This is a genomic window from Acinetobacter sp. SM34, assembly GCF_022012365.1.
Lineage (GTDB): Bacteria > Pseudomonadota > Gammaproteobacteria > Pseudomonadales > Moraxellaceae > Acinetobacter.
This window is the reverse complement of the sequence record NZ_JAKLTP010000007.1, coordinates 51,485-74,963: the sequence shown is the minus strand read 5'-3', so window position 1 is coordinate 74,963 and position 23,479 is coordinate 51,485. Positions and strand designations below refer to the sequence as shown.

Genomic DNA, 23,479 nt, shown 5'->3' with positions numbered 1-23,479 from the left:
GTATCATAAAATATTGTTTAAAATTAAGACAATGAACTATGCTTAAAGTACATTGAGAAAAACAAGATGAGCATGGTTTTGCAATTTACCTTTATACAAAATATTCAGGACTGGTCAGATCAGTACCCCTGGCTAGAAATGTTGACCTCTTTAAGCCTCTTAATTCTGCTGGCAATCGTTGCCAATTTTATTGCCAAGCAGGTGGTGGTTCGTGGAATTCGCAAGCTTATTTCCAAAATAACTTCGGCCAATCATGAAATTTTTGCCCAGCACAGTGTCATCCGCCGTGTTGCCAACATTGTGCCAGCAGTAGTAATCATGAATGGCATTGTTACGGTTCCGCATCTTTCAGAAAAAGTCATTGTTTTTGTTCAGATGGCGGCACAGGCGTTTATCTTTCTTACCATTGCTTTAGCTATCAGTGAATTTTTAAGTATTTTCAATCTTGTTTATCAACGTAATCCGAAATCAAAAAACAAGCCGATTAAAGGCTATTTGCAGCTGGTTAAGCTGATTATTTTTATTGTCTGTGGCTTGATGATTTTAGGTATTTTCCTCAAAAAAGATGTCTTTACCTTGCTGGCAGGTTTTGGCGCCATGGCAGCGGTACTCATGCTGATTTTCCAGAACACCATTTTGTCTTTAGTGGCATCGGTACAAATTTCTTCCTATGACATGGTGCGTATTGGTGACTGGATTGAAATGCCCTCACTGAATGCTGATGGCGATGTCATTGATATGTCATTACATACCATTACCGTGCAGAATTTTGACAAGACCTTAACCACTATTCCAACCAATAAACTGGTGACAGACACTTTTAAAAACTGGCGCGGTATGGCGTATGCGGGAGTTCGACGGATCAAGAGATCAATCTTTATCGATCAAAGCAGCGTGCATTTTATGACGCCAGCGGAACAGCAGAAGCTGAAAGAATTTTTGTTGCTGGATCAATATTTAAACAGCAAGCATCATGAGCTGGAAAACTTCAACCAGCAACTCTCGAACCAATCCTCATATAATCAGCGCCGTTTAACCAATTTAGGCACCTTCCGCGCCTATGTCGAGTTTTACTTAAAACAGCATTCCGGCATCGCGCAAAATCAATCGCTGATTATTCGGCAATTACAGCCCACCAGTGAAGGCTTGCCACTGGAAATCTATGCTTTTGCAAATACCACGGTATGGAAGGATTATGAAGCGATACAATCCGATATCTTTGATCATTTGATTGCCATTATTCCTGAATTTGGCTTGAAAGTTTATCAGGCGCCATCCGGTGCTGATTTCAGGCAATATACGGCAAGCTCCGCAGATCAAGGAAAATCCAGTGATCCTGAAGTTTAGGCTTTTAAAAGTCATGCTATAAAGTGCCATATTTAAAGCATGGTAATTTAAAGCATCGTACTGTTCCTGTTAAACTTGAATGATTCAGCTTGAGATAAGGCATCCCGGTTCATGCAATTAATATGGTTTCGACAGGATTTACGCATACAAGATCATGCTGCGCTTTGGCATGCGACTCAATCTGGAAGCTGTATTGCCTTAGTGATACTCTCTCCTGAGCAATGGCAACAACATGATGACAGTCCTGCCAAGCAAATTTTTTATTTACGCCAACTGGAAACTCTAAAATCCCAGCTCAATCAACTGAACATCCCCCTGCTAATCAAACAGATTCCTTTATGGAAAGATGTCCCCCATGAAATGTTGCAGCTTTGTCTGCGACTGGGTATTGACGCAGTACATGCCAATATCGAAATTGGGGTCAATGAATTAAAGCGTGATGCCCAGACCCAAAAAAATCTGGAAAAACATCAGATCCCGCTTGAGCTTTATCATGACCAGACGATTTTTCCTGTGGGTTCAATCTGCAATAAATCTCAACAGCCTTATCAGGTCTTTAGTGCTTTTAAAAAGCGCTGCTATGAACTTCTTAGCATCAGCCTGCCGCAATGTTATCCGACAGTCGCACAGCAGGAAAAAATACAGCTGGACTTTGATTTGGGTCATGCGCTCATCAGCGCATCCACATATATGCAAAGTCCTGCAGCAGATCAGTTACAGCAACTTTGGCCTGTGACTGAAGACTATGCACTGGATCGTTTGGATGACTTTATCGACGCTAAAATAGAACACTATCAACAGGAGCGGGATTTTCCTCATCTCAATTCCACCAGCCAGCTATCGCCTTATTTGAATATTGGTGCGGTTTCAATCCGGCAGTGTTTACAGGCCATATTTAGAAAGCAATCAGGCTATTTCCATATAGACAATGTGGGACAACAAACCTGGCTGGATGAATTGCTGTGGCGAGAATTTTATCAACATATTCTGTATCAATTTCCTGCCGTTTCCAAACATCAACCGTTTAAGGCCAATACTCAGAAACTCCCATGGCGTAGCTGCGAAGAAGATCTGATTGCCTGGCAGCAAGGTCAAACCGGCATACCCATTGTAGATGCCGGCATGCGGCAATTACTGCAAACTGGCTGGATGCATAATCGGGTACGGATGATTACGGCAATGTTTTTGACCAAGAACCTGCTGATTGACTGGCGTCTGGGTGAAAAATGGTTTATGCAGCATTTAATTGATGGTAATTTGGCAGCCAATAATGGCGGCTGGCAATGGTGTGCTTCAACGGGAACAGATTCGGTGCCCTATTTTCGAATTTTCAACCCGGTGAATCAATCGCAAAAATTTGATAAAAATGGCGATTATATCCGTACATGGGTACCGGAACTGGCGCATCTGGACGCAAAAAAAATACATGAGCCTTATGCTTTTGCCCACATTCAAGCATTACATTACCCACGTGCTATTGTGGATTTAAGTTCATCGCGCAAACGCGCCATAGAGGCTTTTAAGGCGATATAACTAGATATCGCTAAACAGTTATCCCTTCTCAAGCTGGGCGAAGTCAAAAGTCATTGAAATCTATCCAGCTTTTTGACTTGGCTCATTTCATCTATATATCGCTTGAATAAGACCAAGCAAATTCAAAATCAATATTCTAGTCATGATTGTTTTCATTTCTAAATAAAATTGACTGAAACACATCATTCAATAAATTTAACTCTTTTTTATTAATTAAAAGATAATTATTAAATTTCTTTCATAAATCATTTTAGAAACTAAAAAATGTTCTTAAAACCAAAATTGAAAATAGATTTTTAGCAAATATTGGATTCATGAGTGTGGCATGGATGCCACACGTTTCCCATCCCTTGCGCTGCATTTTAAAGCAGTGCTTAAAACTGGCTCAGGAAGTCGTGTATGGGAAACAAAAGGTTTTTCTTGCGGACTCAAAATATATTTTGAGATCCTCATTTTGACCTTTCAAAAGTAGAGAGATTGCCTACGAAAAGATAAAAAACTAAATCAATAAAATGAGGCCGTGCTGATTTAAAAAAATCTAATATTGAACATTTTTTGATTTATGAAAGAGATCTATTATTAATCACAAATAAAGTGAAACCATATTAATGTTCAATCTTCAAATTCATTTCGAATATGAGTTATTTTTAAAAGATAAATAAATATGTCTTTTTATCTTTTTTATAATATTTTGACACAGTTATATCAATATAATTGTTGAGTTTTTCTTTTAAATTTAAAGAGTTCTTGTTCTTTCATCACCTCGAAAATTTTTCCTGTTCCAGGATGGATAAAAGTATTATTTTCATTTAAATTAATCACCTTTTTCGTGATCACAATTTTAGGTAAGGGCAACCAGATCAACCCCTCATGGTTTAAAATTTTTTCAAAAACCTGCTCTACAATTATTTTAGTACCACATGTGCTTTTCGCACTCACCTCTTTTAGAATCAAAATTTTAGCCATTTTCTTTCGCTCTTATTATGATTAAGCTTAACAAATTATAGAAAAACATCTTTTAAAGGTGTTAAATTTATGCCTATACATGTATTTAATTATATTTTTTAGGTAAATATTTTTAAATTACCTCCAAATTTTCTCATGGACGTATATTTTATTAAATATAATCACTACAAAACCATTCGGTTTTAAAACATCGTACATATTGAATGATTTAAATGAGTCCTATTCATTCAAGCTTTGAAATAAGATTCCGATCTAATCAGAATCTTATAAATATAATCTCTTAAATAGCCTTTTTACTAACGATGCAGCTGCTTATAAGCCCATGAAAGAAATTCATTTTTATTTTTTAAGGAAGGTGCTAGATGAATATTGACGATTTCTCGACTGCCAAATTTCCCAATAATTTTAGAAGGTGAATCTAATCTGATCCCCTTTTTATCATCCTCATGAATAACCGAGAAAAAATCCAACATGAGATCCAGTTCCCCTTTACTTTTAAATCCTGGTCGCTCAGCTATAAAATTATAAACTTGCTGTAACATGTGAAAACTAGCAGTATTTTTCATTTCCAATATTCCAGAAAGTATTTAATTAACTTTAAATATAACTTGAAATAATGAGTAAATTAATTAGATCATTTGTTATCCAATTGTTAATTATTATTTTGTAAAAAATAAATATTTATATTCAATAAAATATTTATCAAAGCTTGATATAAGCTAGTTTTAATTAAAATATATGCTTACATTTTTAATATTAATTTTATGAATTTTTTATATAATAAACAAGCTAACTGAATGATGTTAAAGCATGGGTTTTTTTAATTCATTGGGGTGTATTCTGATGCTTTTGACAGTTTGCCTCTCTAGACAGAAACAAAGAATTTTCTCCCTGATACTTTACAAAGCCTTCTAGCACTAGGTATACACTGTATTGATGAATTTACCCTTTATTCTTTATTGTTTGACATCAATAGCTTCATTGTTTGACATCAATAGCTTCAGCTATCGAATTGTATGTTTTACTGAATAAAACAAGTTTTTAGATATCTGTTTAATTATTATTTATAATATTAAAGTTCCAATAAAATTAAGCCTAATTGACATTCACTCAAGGAAGTTCGTATGCTGCAGTGGTTTGAAAAACTTGTCGATCCTTATCCATCCAAAGGTTTAAACGAACCACTTCCTACCCGCTTTTTCCCTTTTGTCTGGCAAGCTGCCCAAGGTGTGCGCCCTTACTTATTGTTGCTGGTACTGTTTACCGCAGGGGCTGCAAGTTTTGAAGCCATTCTGTATTCCAAAATTGGCGATTTGGTCAACTGGTTAAGCAAGAGTCAACCCGATACCTTTTTAGCGCAGCATAGCCAGAATCTGACGATGCTGACTGGTATTTTACTGGCCAATATTTTATTCGCCAGTTTTCAATCCATTATTAAACATCAGATTTTATACAGTACTTTTCCAATGCGTTTACGCTGGCGTTTCCATAATTTACTGTTGCAGCAAAGCCTGGATTTTTTCCATAACGACTTTGCCGGGCGTCTGTCTGCTAAAGTTATGCAAACCTCGCTTGCAGTACGTGAGTTCTGGGTGATCTTGGGCGATATGCTGGCTTATGTGCTGATTTACTTTGTCACCATCAGTTTTGTGTTGGGAACAATTTCCCCGATGCTGATTTTGCCGCTGCTACTATGGCTGATACTGTTTATTTGTGCTGCCTGCTTTTTTATTCCACGCTTAAGCCGAATTTCCAGTCAACAGGCCGATGCCCGTGCAGTGATGACCGGTCGCGTTACCGATGCCTATACCAATATTCAAACCGTCAAGCTATTTGCCCATGCTGGCCGTGAAAGCCACTATGCCAAAGAGTCCATGCAAGGCTTCATGATTACGGTATATAAGCAAATGCGCCTGGGTGTGCAGTATGAAATCAGCATTAATTTGCTCAGTGTGGTTTTATACGTCGGAGTTTTAGGTACCGCCATCTGGCTCTGGATTAACGGTCAAGCTGAACTCGGTATTATTGCTGCAACTACAGCCATGATCTTAAAACTCAACAGTATTGCCGAATTTATGATGTGGCAGTCATCCGCACTGTTTGAAAATGTCGGCACCATTCAAGATGGTATGAAAACCATGGGGCGTCCGATTCACATTCAGGACAAACCTGATGCGCAACCCTTGCAGTTACGGCATGGGGAAATCAAATTTGAAGATGTCAGCTTTGCTTATCAGAATAAAAATGTGATTGATCATTTTAATTTAACCATTAAACCGGGTGAAAAAATTGGTATTGTCGGTCGCTCAGGTGCGGGAAAGTCCACGCTGATTCAACTGTTATTGCATTTTTATGATATCAACCAAGGCCGTATTTCGATCGATGGTCAAAACATTCAAGATGTGACTCAGGACAGCTTGCGTAAAAGCATTGCTTTTGTGACTCAGGATACCTCCTTGTTACACCGTACCGTAGCTGAAAACATTAAATATGGTCGCCCAAATGCCACCGATGAAGAGATGTTTGAGGCCGTGCGCAAAGCCAAGGCAGAAGATTTTATTCCACAGCTCACCGACTTGCGCGGCAAATCCGGTTATGAAGCCTATGTCGGTGAACGCGGTGTCAAACTGTCTGGTGGTCAGCGTCAGCGTATCGCCATTGCCCGGGTGTTTTTGAAAGATGCACCGATCCTGATTTTAGATGAAGCCACCAGTGCCTTAGATTCTGAAGTTGAAGCCGCCATTCAATCCAGTCTGGATGACTTGATGGAAGGTAAAACCGTGATTGCCATTGCGCACCGATTATCTACCATTGCCCAAATGGATCGTTTGATTGTACTAGATGAAGGCAGCATTGTAGAGCAAGGTACGCATGATGAACTGGTCGCACTGGACGGTATTTATGCACATTTGTGGCAAAGACAAAGCGGCAGTTTTTTGATAGAACAACAGGCATTGAAGAAAAAGGAATTGCATTAATGCTGTATTTAGAAAATATAAAAGTGGGTGATCGTTTCATTAGCCGTGAATATGAAATGACTTTAGAAGAAATTAAACAGTTTGCCCATGCTTATGATCCTCAAGTTTTTCATACCGATGAAACTCAGGCCAAAGAGCATCCTGTTTTTCAGGGCATTGCTGCCAGCGGCTGGCACACCTGTGCAGTGACCATGCGTTTATGGACCGAATGTTTTCCGGTCGCTTATGGTTTGATTGGTTCAGAGTCCAGTCTGCGCTGGCCGCGTCCAACCCGTCCTGGCGATAAAATTCATGTCGAAGTCGAAATTGTGGCAATTACGCCATCAAAAAGTAAAACTGACCGCGCTATAGTCAGTTATGTGACTCAGGCATTCAATCAGAATCATGATGTGTTACTTATTTCCACCACTAAAATTTTGGTCTTCAAAAAAGATGTTCAGCCTGAATAATTTTCAGGCTTTAAAAATATTGTCCAACAATTTTAATCGAATACTGTTTCAATTCGTGCCAATATGGCAGTTACAAATAGAAAAACGAATGAATGCAATGGATGGCGCATGAAAACGATTTCTCCAAGACAGGATCAAGGAATACCGGGTGTATATGGCCTGCTGCTATTAGATGTAGTGTCCCGCTGGGGCTACACTGCTGAAGCACTATTTACACCTTTTCACTTAAATAGTGAACAATTGGCAGATCCCAACTTTCGTATTCCGACTCCAATTGCCAATGAACTGGTCAAACATGCGCTACGTTTAACTGGGGAACCGACCCTGGGTTTCCATTTGGGTACCCAAATGCGTATCTCGATTCATGGCTTTATTGGCTATGCCATTATGACGGCGCATGATATTACCGATGCCCTGATCCTGGCCAACCGATTTATTCAGCTACGTCTGCCCTTTTTACAGCTTTATTTTTCCACTTTTGGTGAAAAAGCCACGTTGCAATTGCAATGTGACTTTGATATTGAACCATTACGAACTGAAATCGCGATTGCCCTGACCTTTGGTATTATCACCATGGCCAAAGCCCTGACAGGTTGTGAAGACCTGTCTGGGGAAATTGATTTTGATTTTCCGAAACCTGCCGGTTTTGAACGCTATATGGCAAAATTCCCGTCGCATCAGTTCCGTTTTGAACAGCCGCATTTATTGTCCAGTTTTGATAAAAAATATCTGGGTTTAAAGATGGTCAATGCAGACCCGATTGCCAGCCAGATTGCGATTAACCAATGCGAAGCAGAACTGTCAGCGCTGGGTGAACGCCGCCGCTTGGCCATGCGGGTACGTGATATTTTGACCAAGTCGGAGCAGCATTATTTAAGCATCGAAAATGTTGCAGATCGGCTGCATATGTCGGATCGTACTTTAAAGCGTCAACTGGCAGCTGAAGGCACGTCCTTTTCCACTTTGGTGGATGAAGTGCGTTATCGTCATGCCACTTCCCTGTTGTCACGCACCGATTACACTCTGGAGCAGATTGCCGATGAAATTGGCTATAGCGATGTCGCCAATTTCAGCCGTGCATTTAAACGCTGGAGTGGACGTAGTCCAAGCAATTGGCGTAAAGATCCTTATTTATAAACTTTTGTTTTTATCAAAAAACATGTATAAAACATGGCAAAAATGATTTGAATATTTTAAAGGAGTCATCCATGAATCACCCTTCAGAATTAAAGTACGCCACTACTCACGAATGGGTCAAAGTTGAAGGTGATCTGGTTATTACTGGTATTTCCGATCATGCACAGGATGCTTTGGGCGACCTAGTCTATGTTGAAGCGCCAGAAGTGGGTCAGCAAATCACTGCCGGTGAACAGGCGGGTGTAGTTGAGTCGGTTAAAACGGCTTCTGATATTCATGCGCCTGTTTCAGGTGAAGTGGTTGAAGTGAATTCGGCACTTGAAGATGATCCTGATTTTGTCAATGATGACCCTTATGGCAAGGGTTGGATTTATAAAATTAAGCCAAACAATATGGCAGATGTAGAAAAGTTACTTTCAAGCAGTGAATACGAAGCAGGTTTATAATTCTGTTTTAGATAAAAAAATCAGCCTCTAAGGCTGATTTTTTTTATTTTTAAATGACTTTTAATAAAAATATCAAATGACGATATTAGATCAAATGAAAATCACCATTTAAATTATTTATTGCAATTTATTCTTATATTACCACACTTTTCTCATATAATCGGACAATATTTAAACATCGATATAGCCTTCTGACTGATCTTAAATAATTATAACAATCCACAATAATAATGGTGGTCATAAGCCTGATAAGTCGTATATCCCATTGATACTGATTTAGGTAAATTATGTCTACTGCAACTGTACCCCAGTTATGGAATAAGTCCTTTATTCTATGTCTGGCAAATAACTTATTCTTATTTATATTTTATTTTGCTCAAACCACCATCTTGCCGATTTATATCATTAACGAGTTGCATGGCACTTTGGCACAAGCAGGTTTAGCCATGACCCTGTTTATGGCATCTGCCATTGCGGTAAGGCCTTTTAGTGGTTTGATTATTGAAAAAATTGGGGCAAAAAAAGCCCTTTATATCTCTGAAGCCTTGTTTTGCCTATTTTGTCTGACCTATATGCTGGCAGACAATTTAACTTTATTGCTGTGCATTCGTTTTTTACACGGGATCTGGTTTAGTATTTTAACTACGGTCATTGTTCCTATTGTCAATGACTTTATCCCGGCTGAACGTAAAGGCGAAGGTATGGGATATTTCCTCACGTCGATAAATTTAGGCATTGTGCTTGGGCCGCTGATTGGATTAAGTTTAATTCAAGCCCTGCCTTATATCACCATCTCCGCTATTTTAGCGGCATTTGTGCTTTTGGGCTTTATCTTCTGTTTCATGATTCCACTCAAACATAAAGTCAGCCCGGTCGAAAAACCAGAAAAACGCAAACTGAGTCTTCAGGATTTTATCGAGAAAAAGGCAGTGCCTGTCTCACTTATGGCATTAATGGTTTCCTTTGCCTATGCCAGTATTATGTCGTTTATTTCAACCTTTGCCGAATCGAAACATATGTTGTCTTATGCCAGCCTGTTTTTTGTGGTATTTGCCATTTCGATGATGATACTGCGCCCGATCACGGGAAAAATCTTTGACCGTAAAGGCGCAAACTACGTGGTTTACCCAGCCTTAGCCTTGTTTGCACTAGGTTTACTGGTGCTTAGCCAGATTGATAGTGTGCCCGGATTTATGCTTGCCGCTGTACTGATTGGGATGGGATTTGGCTCTGCCCAACCGTGCCTGCAAACCATTTCAATTCAACGATCTGCGAAACATAGAATTGGACATGCGACCTCAACCTACTTTACCTGTTATGACATTGGTATTGCGCTGGGATCATTGATTTTGGGTATTGTGATTGCTTATTTTGACTATAGCATTGCTTATATGCTGTGTGCAGTGATTATTATTTTAAGCCTACTTTTCTATAAACTGGTGGTCGACAAACCTGCAGTGACAGACTAATGATTCTAACTATAATTAAAAAAGCATGCTTTTAAACATGCTTTTTTAATTCATGACTCAGCAGCATGGTTATTCAGGAGCAGCTCCTTCTTTTTTTTCTTGACTTGCTTCTTGCACCATACTGAATCCACTAGTTTCAGCTGGACTGGCAGTATTTTGCCGGGTACTTTTTAATTTAATCTGCAAGCGTAATTCATTCATGGAATCGGCATTACGCAAGGCTTCCTCATAACTGATCGAACCTTCATTATATAAATCATATAAAGCCTGATCGAAAGTTTGCATGCCCAATTCACGGGATTTTTTCATGATTTCTTTTAATTCATGAAACTGACCTTTAAGAATATTATCGCCAATCAATGGGGTATTCAGCAGAATTTCAATGGCTGCACGGCGACCGCGTCCATCCTCGGTACGTACCAAGCGCTGCGAAATAATAGCTTTCATGTTGGAAGATAAGTCCATCAACAATTGATTACGACGTTCTTCCGGGAAAAAGTTAATGATTCGATCCAGCGCCTGATTGGCGTTATTGGCATGTAAGGTACCCAAACATAAATGCCCGGTTTCGGCAAAGGCAATGGCATGTTCCATGGTTTCAGTATCCCGGATTTCACCAATTAAAATCACGTCGGGTGCCTGACGTAAGGTGTTTTTCAAGGCATTGTGCCAGGAATGGCTATCCACGCCGACTTCACGATGCGTGATCATGGATTTCTTATGCTTATGTACATATTCAACCGGATCTTCCACAGTAATAATATGCCCGGCAGAATTTTCATTACGATGATCAATCATGGCGGCCAAAGATGTCGATTTACCCGAGCCGGTAGCACCTACCACAAGTACCAAGCCACGTTTTGCCATCATCACATGTTTTAAGGATTCAGGCAGCTTTAACTGGTCAAAATTTGGAATTTCTGCGGTAATGGTTCGTATCACCATTCCCACCTGTAATTGCTGCTGGAAAACATTGATACGAAAACGCGAAACATTGGGAACGCTAATCGCGAAATTACATTCCAGCTCGGTTTCAAATTCAAGCCGCTGTTTCTCATTCATTAAACTATAGGCAAACAGTTTGGTCTTTTCTGCCGTTAATGCCTGCTGACCAATTGCTTTCATTAAACCCTGATGTTTAATACTCGGTGGAAAATCTGCTGAAATAAATAAATCCGAGCCCCCATATTCCACCACCTTGGTCAGCATATGGAACATCATTTTACGTGCTTCTTCCAGTAATTCCGTACTATACATATATTCCCCGATGAGAATTGTTTCTATGATGCACGCATACTGAAATTGGTTTAATTTATTTAAATGCTTATCTCAGTCGTGAAGAAACAATTCATGTTTTATTGATTACTATTTTTCCCTATTGTGCATAAACATAGTAAAGTACTCAACTTTGTTATTTTTAACTGGTTAAAAGTATGAATAGAAATTGCATACAGAATCACTAAATGCATGGTTTAAAATTAACCAGATAACAAAAATAGATCTGTAGCAAGAAAAAAGCCCCTGAAGTTCAGGGGCTTTATCGTAACGTTATGTATAAATCTTTGATGGTCTATGACTTTTTCTTAGAAAATCAGGCACTACGTTTTAATCGAGATACACGCAGTGAATCTGCCACCTCCAGCAAAATTTGCCGGGTTTTGTCCCAACCTAAACAACCATCTGTCACAGATTGGCCATAAGTCATCTCACAAGAAATCTTTTGCTGGCCATCAACCAGATGACTTTCCAGCATTACCCCACGCACATTGGTCTGCAAGCGTTCTGCCACGATCTGTTGCAGCACTTCAGGTTGCAGCATTGGATTTTTCGAGCTGTTGCCATGACTGCAATCAATCACCAGTGCCGGCAATTCAGCAGCATGCTTGGCTTTGATTTTTTCAATTTCTGACAACTGATAGTTCGGGCCGCTATTTGAGCCACGCAGAATCAGATGCGCTTTTGGATTGCCCTTAGACTCTAAAATACACGGTAAGCCAGACTGGCTCATGCCCAGGAATTGATGGGGATGCGATGCAGATTGAATGGCATCTAGAGCAATTTGAATCGAGCCATCGGTACCATTTTTGAAACCGATGCTGTATGGCATATGGCTTGAGATTTCACGGTGAATCTGGGATTCACTAGTACGTGCACCAATGGCACCCCATGCCAGTAAATCGTCGAAATAGGCTGTCGCCATTGGACTTAAAATTTCCGATGCAATCGGCAAGCCCATTTCAATAATTTGCAGATATAAATCACGTGATTTTTCCAATCCCAATTGCATATTGGATGAACCATCTAAATTTGGGTCATAAAGGAAGCCTTTCCAGCCAATGGTGGTACGTGGTTTTTCAATATAGGCACGCATGACCAGGAAAATTTGATCTGCGATCTGATTTTGTAATTGTTGTAATTTTTGCGCATATTCAAGTACAGCAACGGGATCATGAATCGAACATGGCCCAGTCACAACCATCAAACGATGGTCTTTGCCTGCCAAGATATTTTCAATGGTTTGACGCTGATCGGCAATTTGTTGCGCCATCTTGTTCGATAAAGGCAATTGTGCCTTTAATTGATACGGCAAAGTTAAAATGGTTTCTTTTGCAGTTGTTTGAGTTTGTTGTAAAGCAGTATTCAAAGCATTCATTGGTCTTTCCTGGGGACTGTTTTAGTCCAATCTTTTATTTGAGCGTTATGGGTCTAATGGATTGCAAGGCAAGAGTCATCATTTGACTAAAGTAAAACCAATAAGAGTTGCTAAAATATGAGTAATTTAATGATTTCATGAGCTAACTCCAAAAAGTGTAAGAAAAATAAAGCATAAAAAAACCTGATCAGGGTTGCCGATCAGGTTATAAACTTGGTGGGCAACCATTTCTTGCCCGAACGCGTTCAGGCAATTATCTAAATTGCCAAAAATAATAACGTGCGTTTGAGATGACTGGTTGCTTTAACATCTTTATTTCTTCAAAAAAGTATGTGTCTTAAAATTAAAATACGCTGTATTGCCTTATTTGACAATAGTTTTATTTAAAATAAAAATACATAAATCAGTAAACTTTTACTTATCATTTGTTTGTAAAAAAGCCAATGAGATAAAATTTAAACTATTTATAAAAATCATTTAGATAGCTTACATATTCTTACTTATATTGAGTTCTACACGTCAGATCTCAACAAAAACTCCAATCACCGATTCCGCTTTACTTTATCGACAGGCCTAGACTGTATTTTTAAAATTATGCTCTACCCCATTTCTAGGCCTGAATTCAGCCAGACGATTATTTTATAATATGAAAAAAGAAGCCCAGCTATTGCAATAAACAGCTAAAATGCCAGTTATACCGAAGGCTTGATTTGTTCTACCCCCTATAACGAAGGATGTATTCATGTTCCAACATGTTGATGCGTATGTAGGTGATCCGATTCTTTCTTTGATGGAAGAATTTGCTAAAGATGAACGGACTCAAAAAGTTAATCTAAGCATCGGGCTTTATTATAATGAGGACAATATTGTGCCTCAACTTGAGGCCATCAAAGCAGCATATAAGAATATTGAAGCAAGCAATGATCAGGTCAAGCTGTATTTACCGATGGATGGTTTAAAACCTTATAATCAAGCTACTCAAGCCTTGGTCTTGGGCGAAAATAGTGCAGCGCGCCGTGATGGTCGCGCGGTCACCATCCAGACTTTAGGCGGTTCTGGCGCACTGAAAGTGGGTGCCGATTTTCTGAAAAAATATTTTCCTGAATCTGATGTCTGGGTCAGTCAGCCGACCTGGGAAAACCACATTGCCATCTTTAATGGTGCCGGCATTCACTCCCATTTCTATCCTTATTTTGATGCTGCAACCAATGGTGTCAATGTCACTGCAATGCTGGAAAAATTAAGTCAGCTTCCGGCGAAAAGTATTGTGTTATTGCACCCGTGTTGCCATAACCCGACGGGTGCAGACCTGACGCCTGCGGAATGGGATCAGGTAATTACAGTCCTGAAAAAACAAGATCTTATTCCTTTCCTCGACATTGCCTATCAAGGCTTTGGTCAAGGAATAGAGGAAGATGCTTATGCGATTCATGCACTCGATCAGGCAGGAATGAATTTTATTGTCAGCAATTCATTCTCTAAAATTTTCTCACTTTATGGCGAACGTGTCGGTGGCCTAACCTTTGTTTGTGATGATTCAGCCACTGCACAAAAAGTATTAGGCCAGCTAAAAGCAACAGTACGCCGCAACTATTCAAGTCCGGCAACTACCGGAGCATTGTTAGTGAATAATGTCTTGCAAGATGAACAGCTGACGGCATCATGGAAAGCTGAACTGCAAGAAATGCGCGAACGCATTATTAAAATGCGTCAAGTTTTAAAAGACAAACTCAGCCAAGCCTTACCAGAACGTGACTTTAGCTATCTGGTTAAACAGCAAGGCATGTTTAGCTATACCGGTTTAACGGCTGAACAAGTTGATATTCTAAAAGATCAATATGGAATTTATCTAGTGCGTAGTGGGCGTATGTGTGCAGCGGGTTTAAATTTGAATAATATCGATTATGTGGCTGAATCCATTGCAGCAGTAATCAAGGCAACTGCTTAAATTAGGCTGATGCTTATTCATCTGGCTAATAAAAAACGGGCAATCTGCCCGTTTTTTATTTCGCTTTTTATTTATATGGATGCTTAGTCTTCGAAATGGATCACGGTACGAATCGATTTACCGTCATGCATTAAATCAAAGGCTTCGTTAATTTTTTCCAGTCCCATGGTATGAGTGACAAAAGGTTCAAGCTGGATATCACCACTCATGGCTTCTTCCACCATGCCCGGCAATTGTGAACGGCCTTTAACGCCACCAAAAGCGGTGCCTTTCCAAGTACGGCCTGTGACTAGCTGGAATGGACGGGTTGAAATTTCCTGACCTGCACCGGCTACACCAATAATAATCGATTGCCCCCAACCACGGTGAGCACATTCCAGTGCTGAACGCATCACATTGGTATTGCCAATACATTCAAAAGAATGGTCTACGCCCCAGCCGGTTTTTTCAACAATCACATCCTGAATCGGTTTGTCATAATCTTTAGGATTCAAGAAATCTGTCGCACCAAACTGTTCAGCCAGTTTGTATTTTTCAGGATTGGTATCAATGGCAATAATGCGGCTGGCTTTGGCTTTCTTGGCACCTTGAACCACCGCCAGACCAATACCGCCCAGACCAAATACCGCTACGGTATCGCCTTCCTGAACTTTGGCAGTATTTTTCACCGCACCCAAACCGGTAGTTACGCCACAACCCAGCAAGCAGACATGTTCATGATTCGCTTCAGGGTTAATTTTCGCCAAGGATACTTCAGCCACTACGGTATATTCGCTGAACGTTGAACAGCCCATGTAATGATAGATTGGCTGACCATTATAAGAAAAACGTGTTGTGCCATCCGGCATCAAGCCCTTACCTTGTGTCGCACGAACCGCTACACACAGGTTAGTTTTACCCGATTTACAGAACAGGCATTCACCACATTCTGCAGTATACAGTGGAATAACGTGATCACCCGGTTTAACACTGGTCACGCCTTCACCGACTTCAACCACCACACCTGCACCTTCATGGCCCAGCACAGCAGGAAATACGCCCTCAGGATCATCACCCGACAAGGTAAAGGCATCGGTATGACATACGCCAGTATGGCTAATTTTGACCAAAACTTCACCTGCTTTGGGCGGAGCAACATCAATTTCAACAATTTGGAGTGGTTGACCTGGACCAAATGCGACTGCAGCACGTGATTTCATGAATAATTTATCCTTTTTGGGTTCTTTAACAGATGAGCTACAGTAACCTCTTTTTATTGTCCGATTCAACCTATAACATGATGATAATATGTACTTATAACTTTATGACTTCATAACAATTATGCAGATTAGACCATCCATGCATGCTGTCATGTTTGCTGTTACAATTTTTACAATGACGGGGTGCAGTTTGCCGATGAATGAATCAAAAAAGCAGCTTCCCATTCAGGTTCATGCCGAACACTGGCTAAACGGTTCCAATGTCGATGCACAAATTACACAAGGCCTCACTGCCTATCTGGCTTTAGATGATGCCTTTATCAGTATAGCCTCAAGGCTGCATCTGATTAATAAAGCACAATATAATATCGATTTGCAGTACTACATCTGGGAAGATGACTCGATTGGTCACCTGATGCTGGCTGAATTACTCAAAGCCGCAGATCGTGGGGTGAAAATCCGTTTATTGATTGATGACCAGAACGGTTCCCAACTTGATGCAACTTTAAAACAACTGGCTCAGCATCCTAATTTTGAAATTAAAATTTTTAATCCTTACACATTTAGATTGAGACAGTTGCGTCTGTTTGATTATGTTTTCCGTTTTAACCAGATCAATCACCGGATGCACAACAAGCTGATTATTGCAGATGGCGCCATAGCGGTGACGGGTGGACGCAACATCAGCCGGGAATACTTCGAAGCCAGTGAAAATTTCCAGTTTACCGATATGGATATCCTGTTTTATGGCACTGCCGCTCAACATGCCAATGAAGTCTTTCAAGACTTTTGGAATGATGATTTGAGTTATTCGGTACCTCAGCTGCTCGGTAAAAGTCGACCCGAACAGCTTGCCAAATTACGTAAATATTATGAACTGACTGCCTTACAAAAAGACCAGTTAAAAAGGCGGATTGAACTGGCTGAAAAACAGATCAATGAACATTTAGAAGATCGTCCGATTAACTGGGCAAAAGCGCATTTTGTTGCCGACTCTCCCGATAAAATTCGTGGTCAGGCATCCAGAAATCAGCTGATTTACCGTCAGATCTTCCAGATTATGGGAGAACCGAAACAGCATATGGAACTGGTCTCCGCCTATTTTGTACCGACTCGCAAGGGCACAGATTATTTAACCGGTTTAGTCAAAAATGGCGCCAATGTTCGGGTACTCACCAATTCATTTTTAGCCAATGACGTTCCCTTGGTGCATGCTTTTTATAGACAATATCGGCATGATTTACTGAAAAATGGGGTAAAACTCTATGAATTTAAGCCCTATATAGAGCGTACTAAACGCACATGGTATGAAGTGGTCACAGGTAATGTGATTCCGGCCAAAGGTAAAAATGCATCCAGCCTACATGCCAAATTCTTTGATATTGATGGCATGGTGTTTATTGGTTCCTTTAATTTTGACCCACGTTCCGCCAACTTAAACAGCGAAGTGGGATTGGTGGTCGAATCCGATACCTTACAAAAACAAATTTCAGACTCATTAGATAAATATTTACCGCAAATTGCCTATCAACTAAAACTGAATCCACAAGGTGAAGTCATCTGGATAGAGCATCATAAAGATGGTTCAAGCACTGAATATTCCCATGATCCTCAATCGACTAGATTTCAGCGTTTTACCATGCAAGCCATGTCCTATCTCTCCATTGAATGGATGATGTAATGACAAGTTAATGACATTGAAATACAAAACTATCTTTTTTTCAGCACACAGATAGTCATACCAGCTACTTTGCGCCGGTTTGTATAAAATCTCCAACCATATAATCCAACCTGTCAGGTATCATGATTGGCATTTCCTTGATCAATATTATTGTTATGACTTATAAGAGATTGACGGCGATTTATACATATTTTAGATCAATCAACACAATGATTTTACTCATTTCCTGATTTGATTTAACATTTCATTTTTCGAGTTTTTAACTCACCTCTCTCCCTATCGTGATTTTCCCGCAATGCAATTTTTTGATTTAAATCGTCAATTTAATTTAAGTGATATTTTAACGCCGCATAAAACCCTTGAAGATTTAGGCGCTCAAGAATGGTTTTTGTCTAAAGTCCGGGTTGAGCACGATTGTCAGTCAGATTCTGAAATCGTTGAAGGTCAGGCTGTTTTAAAATCCAATCAGAACGTGCAACTTGAACTGGAGTGGCTGATTCAGAATACTGGTTTTGAACTTCAAGTGCTGTTTAAAGGCATTGAAACAGCCGCAAGTGAAGAAACCCTGGTCATGGTCAAAGGGGCAAAAATTATTGATGCCAATGAACAGGTGATTTCTGCACAGGCTTTAAGTTTATGGATTGATGGCACATTGCTACCGATGTTACCCAATATCCGCAAAGAAATTAAAGCCCGTTTAAATTTATGGGATTATGTGGAATATGATGGCTAAAGCTTAAGTCTATTCAGACTGAATTAAACATCTTTATTTAAATAGTTCTTGATGACATTCACCAAAACATCAGATACTTTTTTATCACCATACTCAGCATAACGATGTCCATCCACTTAGGCATTGTTTTATTTTGAACATTGCTCATTTAATTTTTAAAACAGAATATTGGTATGAATGTCCAGTCAGATTGCTAAAACTGTATTCAATTTTTTGCTATCCTGCTGAATAATATTAAAAATAATAAAATGGAAAAACAAAAATGAAAACAGAAGAATGGCAACACATTCGCAAGGTGGTAAATGACGCTCAAAAAGCCGCTATGCACTGTTCTATTGCTACGGTAGATAACAAACTTGCAGTCTACCATTAGTCCTATCGGGACTCTATTTCTTAGAGAAAATCCAGGCGGTTTTTTCTTTGACACCTATACAGAATCGTTGCAACAGAATTTGCCGCAAAATAGCAAAGCCTGCATTCAGGCAGTCAACAGTAGCCGCTTATTCTGGTTGAAAGCCTTATTTAAAGGCGAGTTTAGTGATTATCCTGACGTGCGGCTGTATGTAGAAATTGGCGATCTTCGTCTTGCCAACGCCGAAGAACTGGCTCAGATTTCACGACGCATTCAAAGCCTAAAATGGACGAAAGGCAGCCAGCTCATCTGGGCCGATTTTACTGTGCATTCTTTTAGATGGGTCAAATACCCCAAAATGATGCCTTTTAGTTAATAAAACTTACTTATAGTAAGCCTATTTCTTTAAATAACTGACTATAGGCTCCGGCTTTTTTCTCCACAGTAAGTGGATAAGCACGTGATGAAGATGGCATACGATATAAAGTCAGGTCGCGTTCAGCAAAATATGCTTTTGACGGCTGTCCAATTTGCGGTTTTTCAGTATTTGCTGACATGGAAAGCATCAGGGTATCAGTAGCTTTATCGCCTGTGGTCATGATGCTGTGGCACTGCGGAATCTGCTGTAACAGCTGGGCTAAATCCGTCGCTTGGGCAATATGCAGGAATTTATCCGAAGCATTGCCTTTTAGGCGAATAATTTGATATGCCGTATCAAAAATTGCAATGCCTTTTTCAGCCAAGAAGTCACGGATCAGTTGTTCCTTGAATTTTTTGTTGGCTACCTCTAAAAAGTGTTCTTTATCTTGGAAGAAAACCAAGCCAAAAATTTTCCACATGTCATTTTGATAATTGGGATAATAAAAATCCATTTTCCAGCGTGTTTTAGGCGGAGGAAAACTGCCCATCATCAGTAATTTGGCATTTTTAGGTAAAAATGGTTTCAGTGGATGGGTTTCAATTTGGTATTCAGTTGACATGGCAATCTATTCATAAACCTTGGTACTAATTTAAAACATTTGGCGGACTTTATCTGCTACCTGTTCAGCCCAAAGTGCATAAATTTCCTTGCTGGGATGAAAGCCATCCGCCGCCATTTCCAAGTTTAAGGTTTTAAAACGCTCCAGATCGTATTCAATCCATTGCATATTGGCTTGCTGCTGTACAAATTTTGCAAGATTTTTATTCATGCCTTTGGCATATTGTCCAAATAACCATGCCAGTGGATTAGGTAAAGCTGGAAACAGGTTCATTGGCGGCACACCAGCAGCAATAATCAATTCAGGCATAAATTTCTGGTTAATCGCTGCATAAAGTTGTTGCTGCTTTTGGATCCAGTCTTTAGGCGAGGTCAGTTTGGTAATGTCATTTACCCCGACAGAGGTAATCACCACATCAAAGTGTTGAGCCGGCATATTCTTTACCGTTTTAATCACTTGTCCGCTGGTATGACCGGTTGTTGCTTCAAGTTGATAACTGATTTCATATCCAGCTTGTAACTGGTTCAGCACTGCCCCGAGTAAAGCATCGTCCTGAATTTCAACGCCTACACCTGCCGCAGCGGAATCTCCTACAATCAAAAGAGATAAAGTTTTTCCCGTTCCTACTGTACCAAAACGCTTTCCTTCCGGTTCGGGTAAGCGTAACGTATTTTTCTTAACGGCATTACCCTGAATAATTAAAGATGGAATCAGGGCGATGGTTGAAATTTTTAACAGCATAAACAATAAAATTCACAATGATATTTGTATCAATATAGGAGTTTATGGGGTGAGAAGCATTGACTTAAATTACAATAAGTTTCATCTAATTAAATAGTAAATGTGCTGTATTAGGTCAGTAGTTATCTAGGGCTGAGGGTGGTCGATATCTGCTGAATCTGCTGATGATGTTATTTTTTATCGAGCTTAGTTTTACAATGTTTTTCCCGCGTATAAAAAGCCCATTAAATGGGCTTTTTAAGATTCTAAAATCAACCTAATTTGTTGACCAGTTTCAGCGGCAAAATTTTCATGGCCAAACCGAGTGGCAACCAAGGCCACTGTGGCACATAAGCTTTAACTGGGGCTTTTTCAATGGCTTTGACCAGTAAATGCGAACCGGTTTTTTCATCCACTTCAAAAGGCAGTTTTTTGGCACCTTCATTCAGTTCAGTACGGATATATCCCGGGAAAATGGTAGTGACTTTAATTGGGGTATCAATCAGTTCGGCACGGATGCCTTCTGCCAAATGTGCAACCCCTGCCTTACTTGCCCCATACGCCGTTAAATGTTTAGGCATGCCACGCATTGCACTCATCGAAGAAATCATCACCAGATGACCTGCATTTTGCGCACGGAAAATTTCCACTGCAGCTTCGCATTGTGCCAAAGCTGAAATAAAGTTGGTTTCTACTGTCGCCTTGTTAATTTCAAAGTCTCCTTTACCAATCCGGCGACCTTCACCCACACCCGCATTCACAATAATACGGTCAATCGTGCCAAACTCTTGTTTAAATGCACGGAACACTTCAAAGACCTGATCGTAATGGGTCACATCTAAGGTTTTGGCTATGACTTTTACGCCGTATTTGCTTTCCAGCTCTTGTTTTAAAGTTTCCAGACGCTCCAAACGACGGGCGCAGATGGCAAGGTTATAGCCTTTTTGTGCAAATTCACGTGCCATACCTGCACCAATCCCTGAACTTGCCCCGGTAATTAAAATTGTTTTTGCCATGTTTTCTTCCTTTGCTATTTTTTTTAAATCAGATCCATGTCAGTAACCTGGAATCTTCCGCCTTAATAAAATGGTGTTCATTCAAGCTCAGTAATTGTGGTTCATTTCCCACCAGACGCAGTGTGGTCATGCTGGTATTGGCAATGGCCCAGTTCAGGGCAAAAGTCCGGTTAGCATTCAGCTCTAATAGTTTTCCGGCAGCTACCGAAATCACCCCACCAGAGGTAAACACTACGGCATAACGCGGTTTTATCTTAGCCAGTTCATCACATAAATTTTGCAATGCTGTTTCAACCCGGTTTTTAAAATGTGGCCAAGATTCATCATATTCATGGTGATAGTCACCACCTGTCCAGCGCTCGATCGCCCCTTCAAAAATTTTCGCCAGATAAGCACGCGGATTTTCTTCTTTGGCCACATCCTGCTTTAACAAGTGTGGTTCATTAAAGCGTGGTTCGTACTTGGCAAAAACTTGCTGGTGATTGAACTCATTCCAGGCATTGTCAGTCTGAATTTCAGCTTCGGGAAAACATTCTGCTAAAGCCAGTTGCGCCGTTTGCTGATGACGTTGCATCGAACCAGCCACCACATAGGGCGTTTCTTTTAGAATCTGATCGAAATATTGCCCTAATAATTTCGCCTGTAATTCACCATTAGGGGAAAGCTGATCATAGCTTTCCGCTCCAAAAGAAGCCTGTCCGTGACGAATCAGATAAATTGTGGTCATGATGGCATCAGCTCCTTAAATTTGGCGATATATTTTTGCGCCAGTTCATTGGCTTCAAGTTTCTGTAAACCAATCAATTTTAAAGCACGAATATGCAAGGCATGAATCACAATCCAGAAATCCTTAAAAGCTGGATTATTGGTTTGTTTGTGGAAATAACGATAATAGATTTGTTGTGCAATCACGGCTAAACGGAAAATGCCGAACACTTCATAAAAGGTCCAGTTCTCAGGTTGCAAGCCGGTTTTTTCCAAATAATAATCCACGACTTCTTGACGCGTAAACATGCCTTTTAAATTGGTCGGCTGACGACGCGTGGCTTTAAAAATGTGGTTGTCGCTTTCTTCCACCCAATAGGCCAGTGCGCAACCCAAGTCCATTAAAGGATCACCAAGTGTAGCCATTTCCCAGTCCAGCACCCCAATAACTTTAGTCGGATGGTTTGGGTCTAAAATCACATTATCAAAACGCCAATCATTATGAATGACGCAGGTTTTTGAATCGGCAGGGATATTATCTTTCAGCCAGTTACGAACATATTTAAAAGAAGGCACATTTAAGGTTTTGGCTTTTTCATAGCGCGCATCCCAGCCTTCAACCTGACGACGGCAATAACCCTCACCTTTACCCAATTTTTCCAGTTCTGTACCGACATAAGGTACTTGATGCAGATCGATCAGTTTGTCGATGACATTAATACATAATTCGTGAACTTGGGCTTCATTAAAGTTCAGCTCTTTAGGTAAATTGGCACGTGGAATAATGCCTTCCACGCGCTGCATCACATAGAAGTCACAGCCAATTACGGATTCGTCCTGACACAGCGCCAGCATTTCAGGCAAGACCGGATAGAAAGGGGCCAGATTTTTTTGCACGTTATATTCACGTGCCATGTCATGGGCAGATTTGGCTTTAGTTCCTTTAGGTGGGCGACGTAAAATTAAGTCAGCATTATCGTATTTCAAACGATAAGTCCAGTTGGATGCCCCGCCTGAATATTGCGTAATTTCTACCTGACCTTGTAAATCAATGCCTTGTGCTTTGAGCCAATGTTCAACCGCAATGACATCTAACTCTTCACCTTGACGGACATTTCCACCCACATCAATAACTGACATTCTTATTTCCCTACATCTTCAATTTCA

Annotated in this window: 21 protein-coding genes and 1 pseudogene; 12 read left to right on the top strand and 10 right to left on the bottom strand. The window is 40.1% G+C overall.

Going from position 1 to position 23,479, the window contains the following annotated elements:
• Positions 1 to 72: 72 nt before the first annotated feature.
• The 3 genes from LZZ98_RS07830 to LZZ98_RS07820 all read left to right on the top strand — a co-directional run bounded on the left by LZZ98_RS07830 (position 73) and on the right by LZZ98_RS07820 (position 3,352).
• Positions 73 to 1,347, top strand: a complete 1,275-nt coding sequence (locus LZZ98_RS07830) for a mechanosensitive ion channel family protein (protein ID WP_237787428.1) — start codon at positions 73 to 75, stop codon at positions 1,345 to 1,347.
• A gap of 111 nt (positions 1,348 to 1,458) precedes the next feature.
• Positions 1,459 to 2,880, top strand: coding sequence for a cryptochrome/photolyase family protein (locus LZZ98_RS07825; RefSeq protein WP_237787359.1), 1,422 nt, complete (start codon positions 1,459 to 1,461; stop codon positions 2,878 to 2,880).
• Between the two features lie 325 nt (positions 2,881 to 3,205).
• Complete coding sequence (locus tag LZZ98_RS07820) at positions 3,206 to 3,352, top strand: hypothetical protein (protein WP_171264064.1); 147 nt, start codon at positions 3,206 to 3,208, stop codon at positions 3,350 to 3,352.
• Positions 3,353 to 3,585: 233 nt separating this feature from the next.
• Here LZZ98_RS07820 and LZZ98_RS07815 read toward each other — a convergent pair whose 3' ends face one another.
• Entirely contained in the window at positions 3,586 to 3,846 is a 261-nt protein-coding gene (locus LZZ98_RS07815; protein WP_237787358.1) for a hypothetical protein, read from the bottom strand.
• 296 nt (positions 3,847 to 4,142) lie between these two features.
• Positions 4,143 to 4,412 carry a hypothetical protein gene (locus LZZ98_RS07810; RefSeq protein ID WP_237787357.1) on the bottom strand — a complete coding sequence of 90 codons (270 nt, stop codon included), beginning with the start codon at positions 4,410 to 4,412 and terminating at the stop codon, positions 4,143 to 4,145.
• 558 nt (positions 4,413 to 4,970) lie between these two features.
• Between LZZ98_RS07810 and LZZ98_RS07805 the strand changes: the two genes are divergently transcribed.
• The 5 genes from LZZ98_RS07805 (at position 4,971) to LZZ98_RS07785 (ending at position 10,325) form a co-directional block, all read left to right on the top strand.
• Complete coding sequence (locus tag LZZ98_RS07805; protein WP_237787356.1) at positions 4,971 to 6,824, top strand: ABC transporter ATP-binding protein; 1,854 nt, start codon at positions 4,971 to 4,973, stop codon at positions 6,822 to 6,824.
• Positions 6,824 to 7,273, top strand: a complete 450-nt coding sequence (locus LZZ98_RS07800) for a MaoC family dehydratase (RefSeq protein WP_237787355.1) — start codon at positions 6,824 to 6,826, stop codon at positions 7,271 to 7,273. The genes LZZ98_RS07805 and LZZ98_RS07800 overlap by 1 nt, the downstream gene beginning before the upstream one ends.
• A gap of 108 nt (positions 7,274 to 7,381) precedes the next feature.
• Complete coding sequence (locus LZZ98_RS07795) at positions 7,382 to 8,410, top strand: helix-turn-helix transcriptional regulator (protein ID WP_237787354.1); 1,029 nt, start codon at positions 7,382 to 7,384, stop codon at positions 8,408 to 8,410.
• Between the two features lie 71 nt (positions 8,411 to 8,481).
• Positions 8,482 to 8,856: a glycine cleavage system protein GcvH gene (gene gcvH / locus LZZ98_RS07790; RefSeq protein ID WP_086175697.1), complete on the top strand. Its 375-nt coding sequence runs from the start codon at positions 8,482 to 8,484 to the stop codon at positions 8,854 to 8,856.
• Between the two features lie 287 nt (positions 8,857 to 9,143).
• Entirely contained in the window at positions 9,144 to 10,325 is a 1,182-nt protein-coding gene (locus LZZ98_RS07785) for an MFS transporter (RefSeq protein WP_237787353.1), read from the top strand.
• 69 nt (positions 10,326 to 10,394) lie between these two features.
• Here the strand turns inward: LZZ98_RS07785 and LZZ98_RS07780 are convergent, their stop codons facing one another.
• Together LZZ98_RS07780 and LZZ98_RS07775 are read right to left on the bottom strand one after the other, a co-directional pair.
• The gene (locus LZZ98_RS07780) at positions 10,395 to 11,582 is read right to left on the bottom strand and encodes a PilT/PilU family type 4a pilus ATPase (RefSeq protein WP_237787352.1); all 1,188 of its coding nucleotides are present in this window, start codon (positions 11,580 to 11,582) and stop codon (positions 10,395 to 10,397) included.
• Between the two features lie 334 nt (positions 11,583 to 11,916).
• Complete coding sequence (locus LZZ98_RS07775; RefSeq protein WP_237787351.1) at positions 11,917 to 12,978, bottom strand: 3-deoxy-7-phosphoheptulonate synthase; 1,062 nt, start codon at positions 12,976 to 12,978, stop codon at positions 11,917 to 11,919.
• Between the two features lie 742 nt (positions 12,979 to 13,720).
• On the opposite strand from LZZ98_RS07775, the gene LZZ98_RS07770 reads away from it, so the two are divergent.
• Positions 13,721 to 14,926, top strand: a complete 1,206-nt coding sequence (locus LZZ98_RS07770) for an amino acid aminotransferase (protein WP_237787350.1) — start codon at positions 13,721 to 13,723, stop codon at positions 14,924 to 14,926.
• 83 nt (positions 14,927 to 15,009) lie between these two features.
• Here LZZ98_RS07770 and LZZ98_RS07765 read toward each other — a convergent pair whose 3' ends face one another.
• Positions 15,010 to 16,125, bottom strand: coding sequence for an S-(hydroxymethyl)glutathione dehydrogenase/class III alcohol dehydrogenase (locus LZZ98_RS07765; RefSeq protein ID WP_237787349.1), 1,116 nt, complete (start codon positions 16,123 to 16,125; stop codon positions 15,010 to 15,012).
• A 121-nt stretch (positions 16,126 to 16,246) separates the two neighbouring features.
• Between LZZ98_RS07765 and LZZ98_RS07760 the strand changes: the two genes are divergently transcribed.
• From LZZ98_RS07760 to LZZ98_RS07750, 3 genes and pseudogenes are all read left to right on the top strand, one after another.
• The gene (locus LZZ98_RS07760) at positions 16,247 to 17,806 is read left to right on the top strand and encodes a phospholipase D family protein (protein ID WP_237787348.1); all 1,560 of its coding nucleotides are present in this window, start codon (positions 16,247 to 16,249) and stop codon (positions 17,804 to 17,806) included.
• Between the two features lie 295 nt (positions 17,807 to 18,101).
• Positions 18,102 to 18,539 carry a hypothetical protein gene (locus LZZ98_RS07755; RefSeq protein ID WP_237787347.1) on the top strand — a complete coding sequence of 146 codons (438 nt, stop codon included), beginning with the start codon at positions 18,102 to 18,104 and terminating at the stop codon, positions 18,537 to 18,539.
• Between the two features lie 262 nt (positions 18,540 to 18,801).
• A pseudogene (locus tag LZZ98_RS07750) lies at positions 18,802 to 19,267 on the top strand (pyridoxamine 5'-phosphate oxidase family protein).
• A gap of 10 nt (positions 19,268 to 19,277) precedes the next feature.
• Here LZZ98_RS07750 and LZZ98_RS07745 read toward each other — a convergent pair.
• From LZZ98_RS07745 to LZZ98_RS07725, 5 genes are all read right to left on the bottom strand, one after another.
• A complete protein-coding gene (locus tag LZZ98_RS07745) occupies positions 19,278 to 19,871 on the bottom strand; it encodes a uracil-DNA glycosylase family protein (protein WP_237787346.1) in 594 nt (197 codons plus the stop codon).
• 30 nt (positions 19,872 to 19,901) lie between these two features.
• Positions 19,902 to 20,612 (bottom strand): SGNH/GDSL hydrolase family protein, encoded by a 711-nt coding sequence (locus tag LZZ98_RS07740; protein WP_237787345.1) that lies wholly within the window; start codon positions 20,610 to 20,612, stop codon positions 19,902 to 19,904.
• 251 nt (positions 20,613 to 20,863) lie between these two features.
• Entirely contained in the window at positions 20,864 to 21,607 is a 744-nt protein-coding gene (locus LZZ98_RS07735; RefSeq protein WP_237787344.1) for an SDR family oxidoreductase, read from the bottom strand.
• Between the two features lie 28 nt (positions 21,608 to 21,635).
• Positions 21,636 to 22,334, bottom strand: a complete 699-nt coding sequence (locus LZZ98_RS07730) for a histidine phosphatase family protein (protein ID WP_237787343.1) — start codon at positions 22,332 to 22,334, stop codon at positions 21,636 to 21,638.
• Positions 22,331 to 23,452: a phosphotransferase family protein gene (locus LZZ98_RS07725; protein ID WP_237787342.1), complete on the bottom strand. Its 1,122-nt coding sequence runs from the start codon at positions 23,450 to 23,452 to the stop codon at positions 22,331 to 22,333. The genes LZZ98_RS07730 and LZZ98_RS07725 overlap by 4 nt, the downstream gene beginning before the upstream one ends.
• Between the last annotated feature and the right edge of the window lie 27 nt (positions 23,453 to 23,479).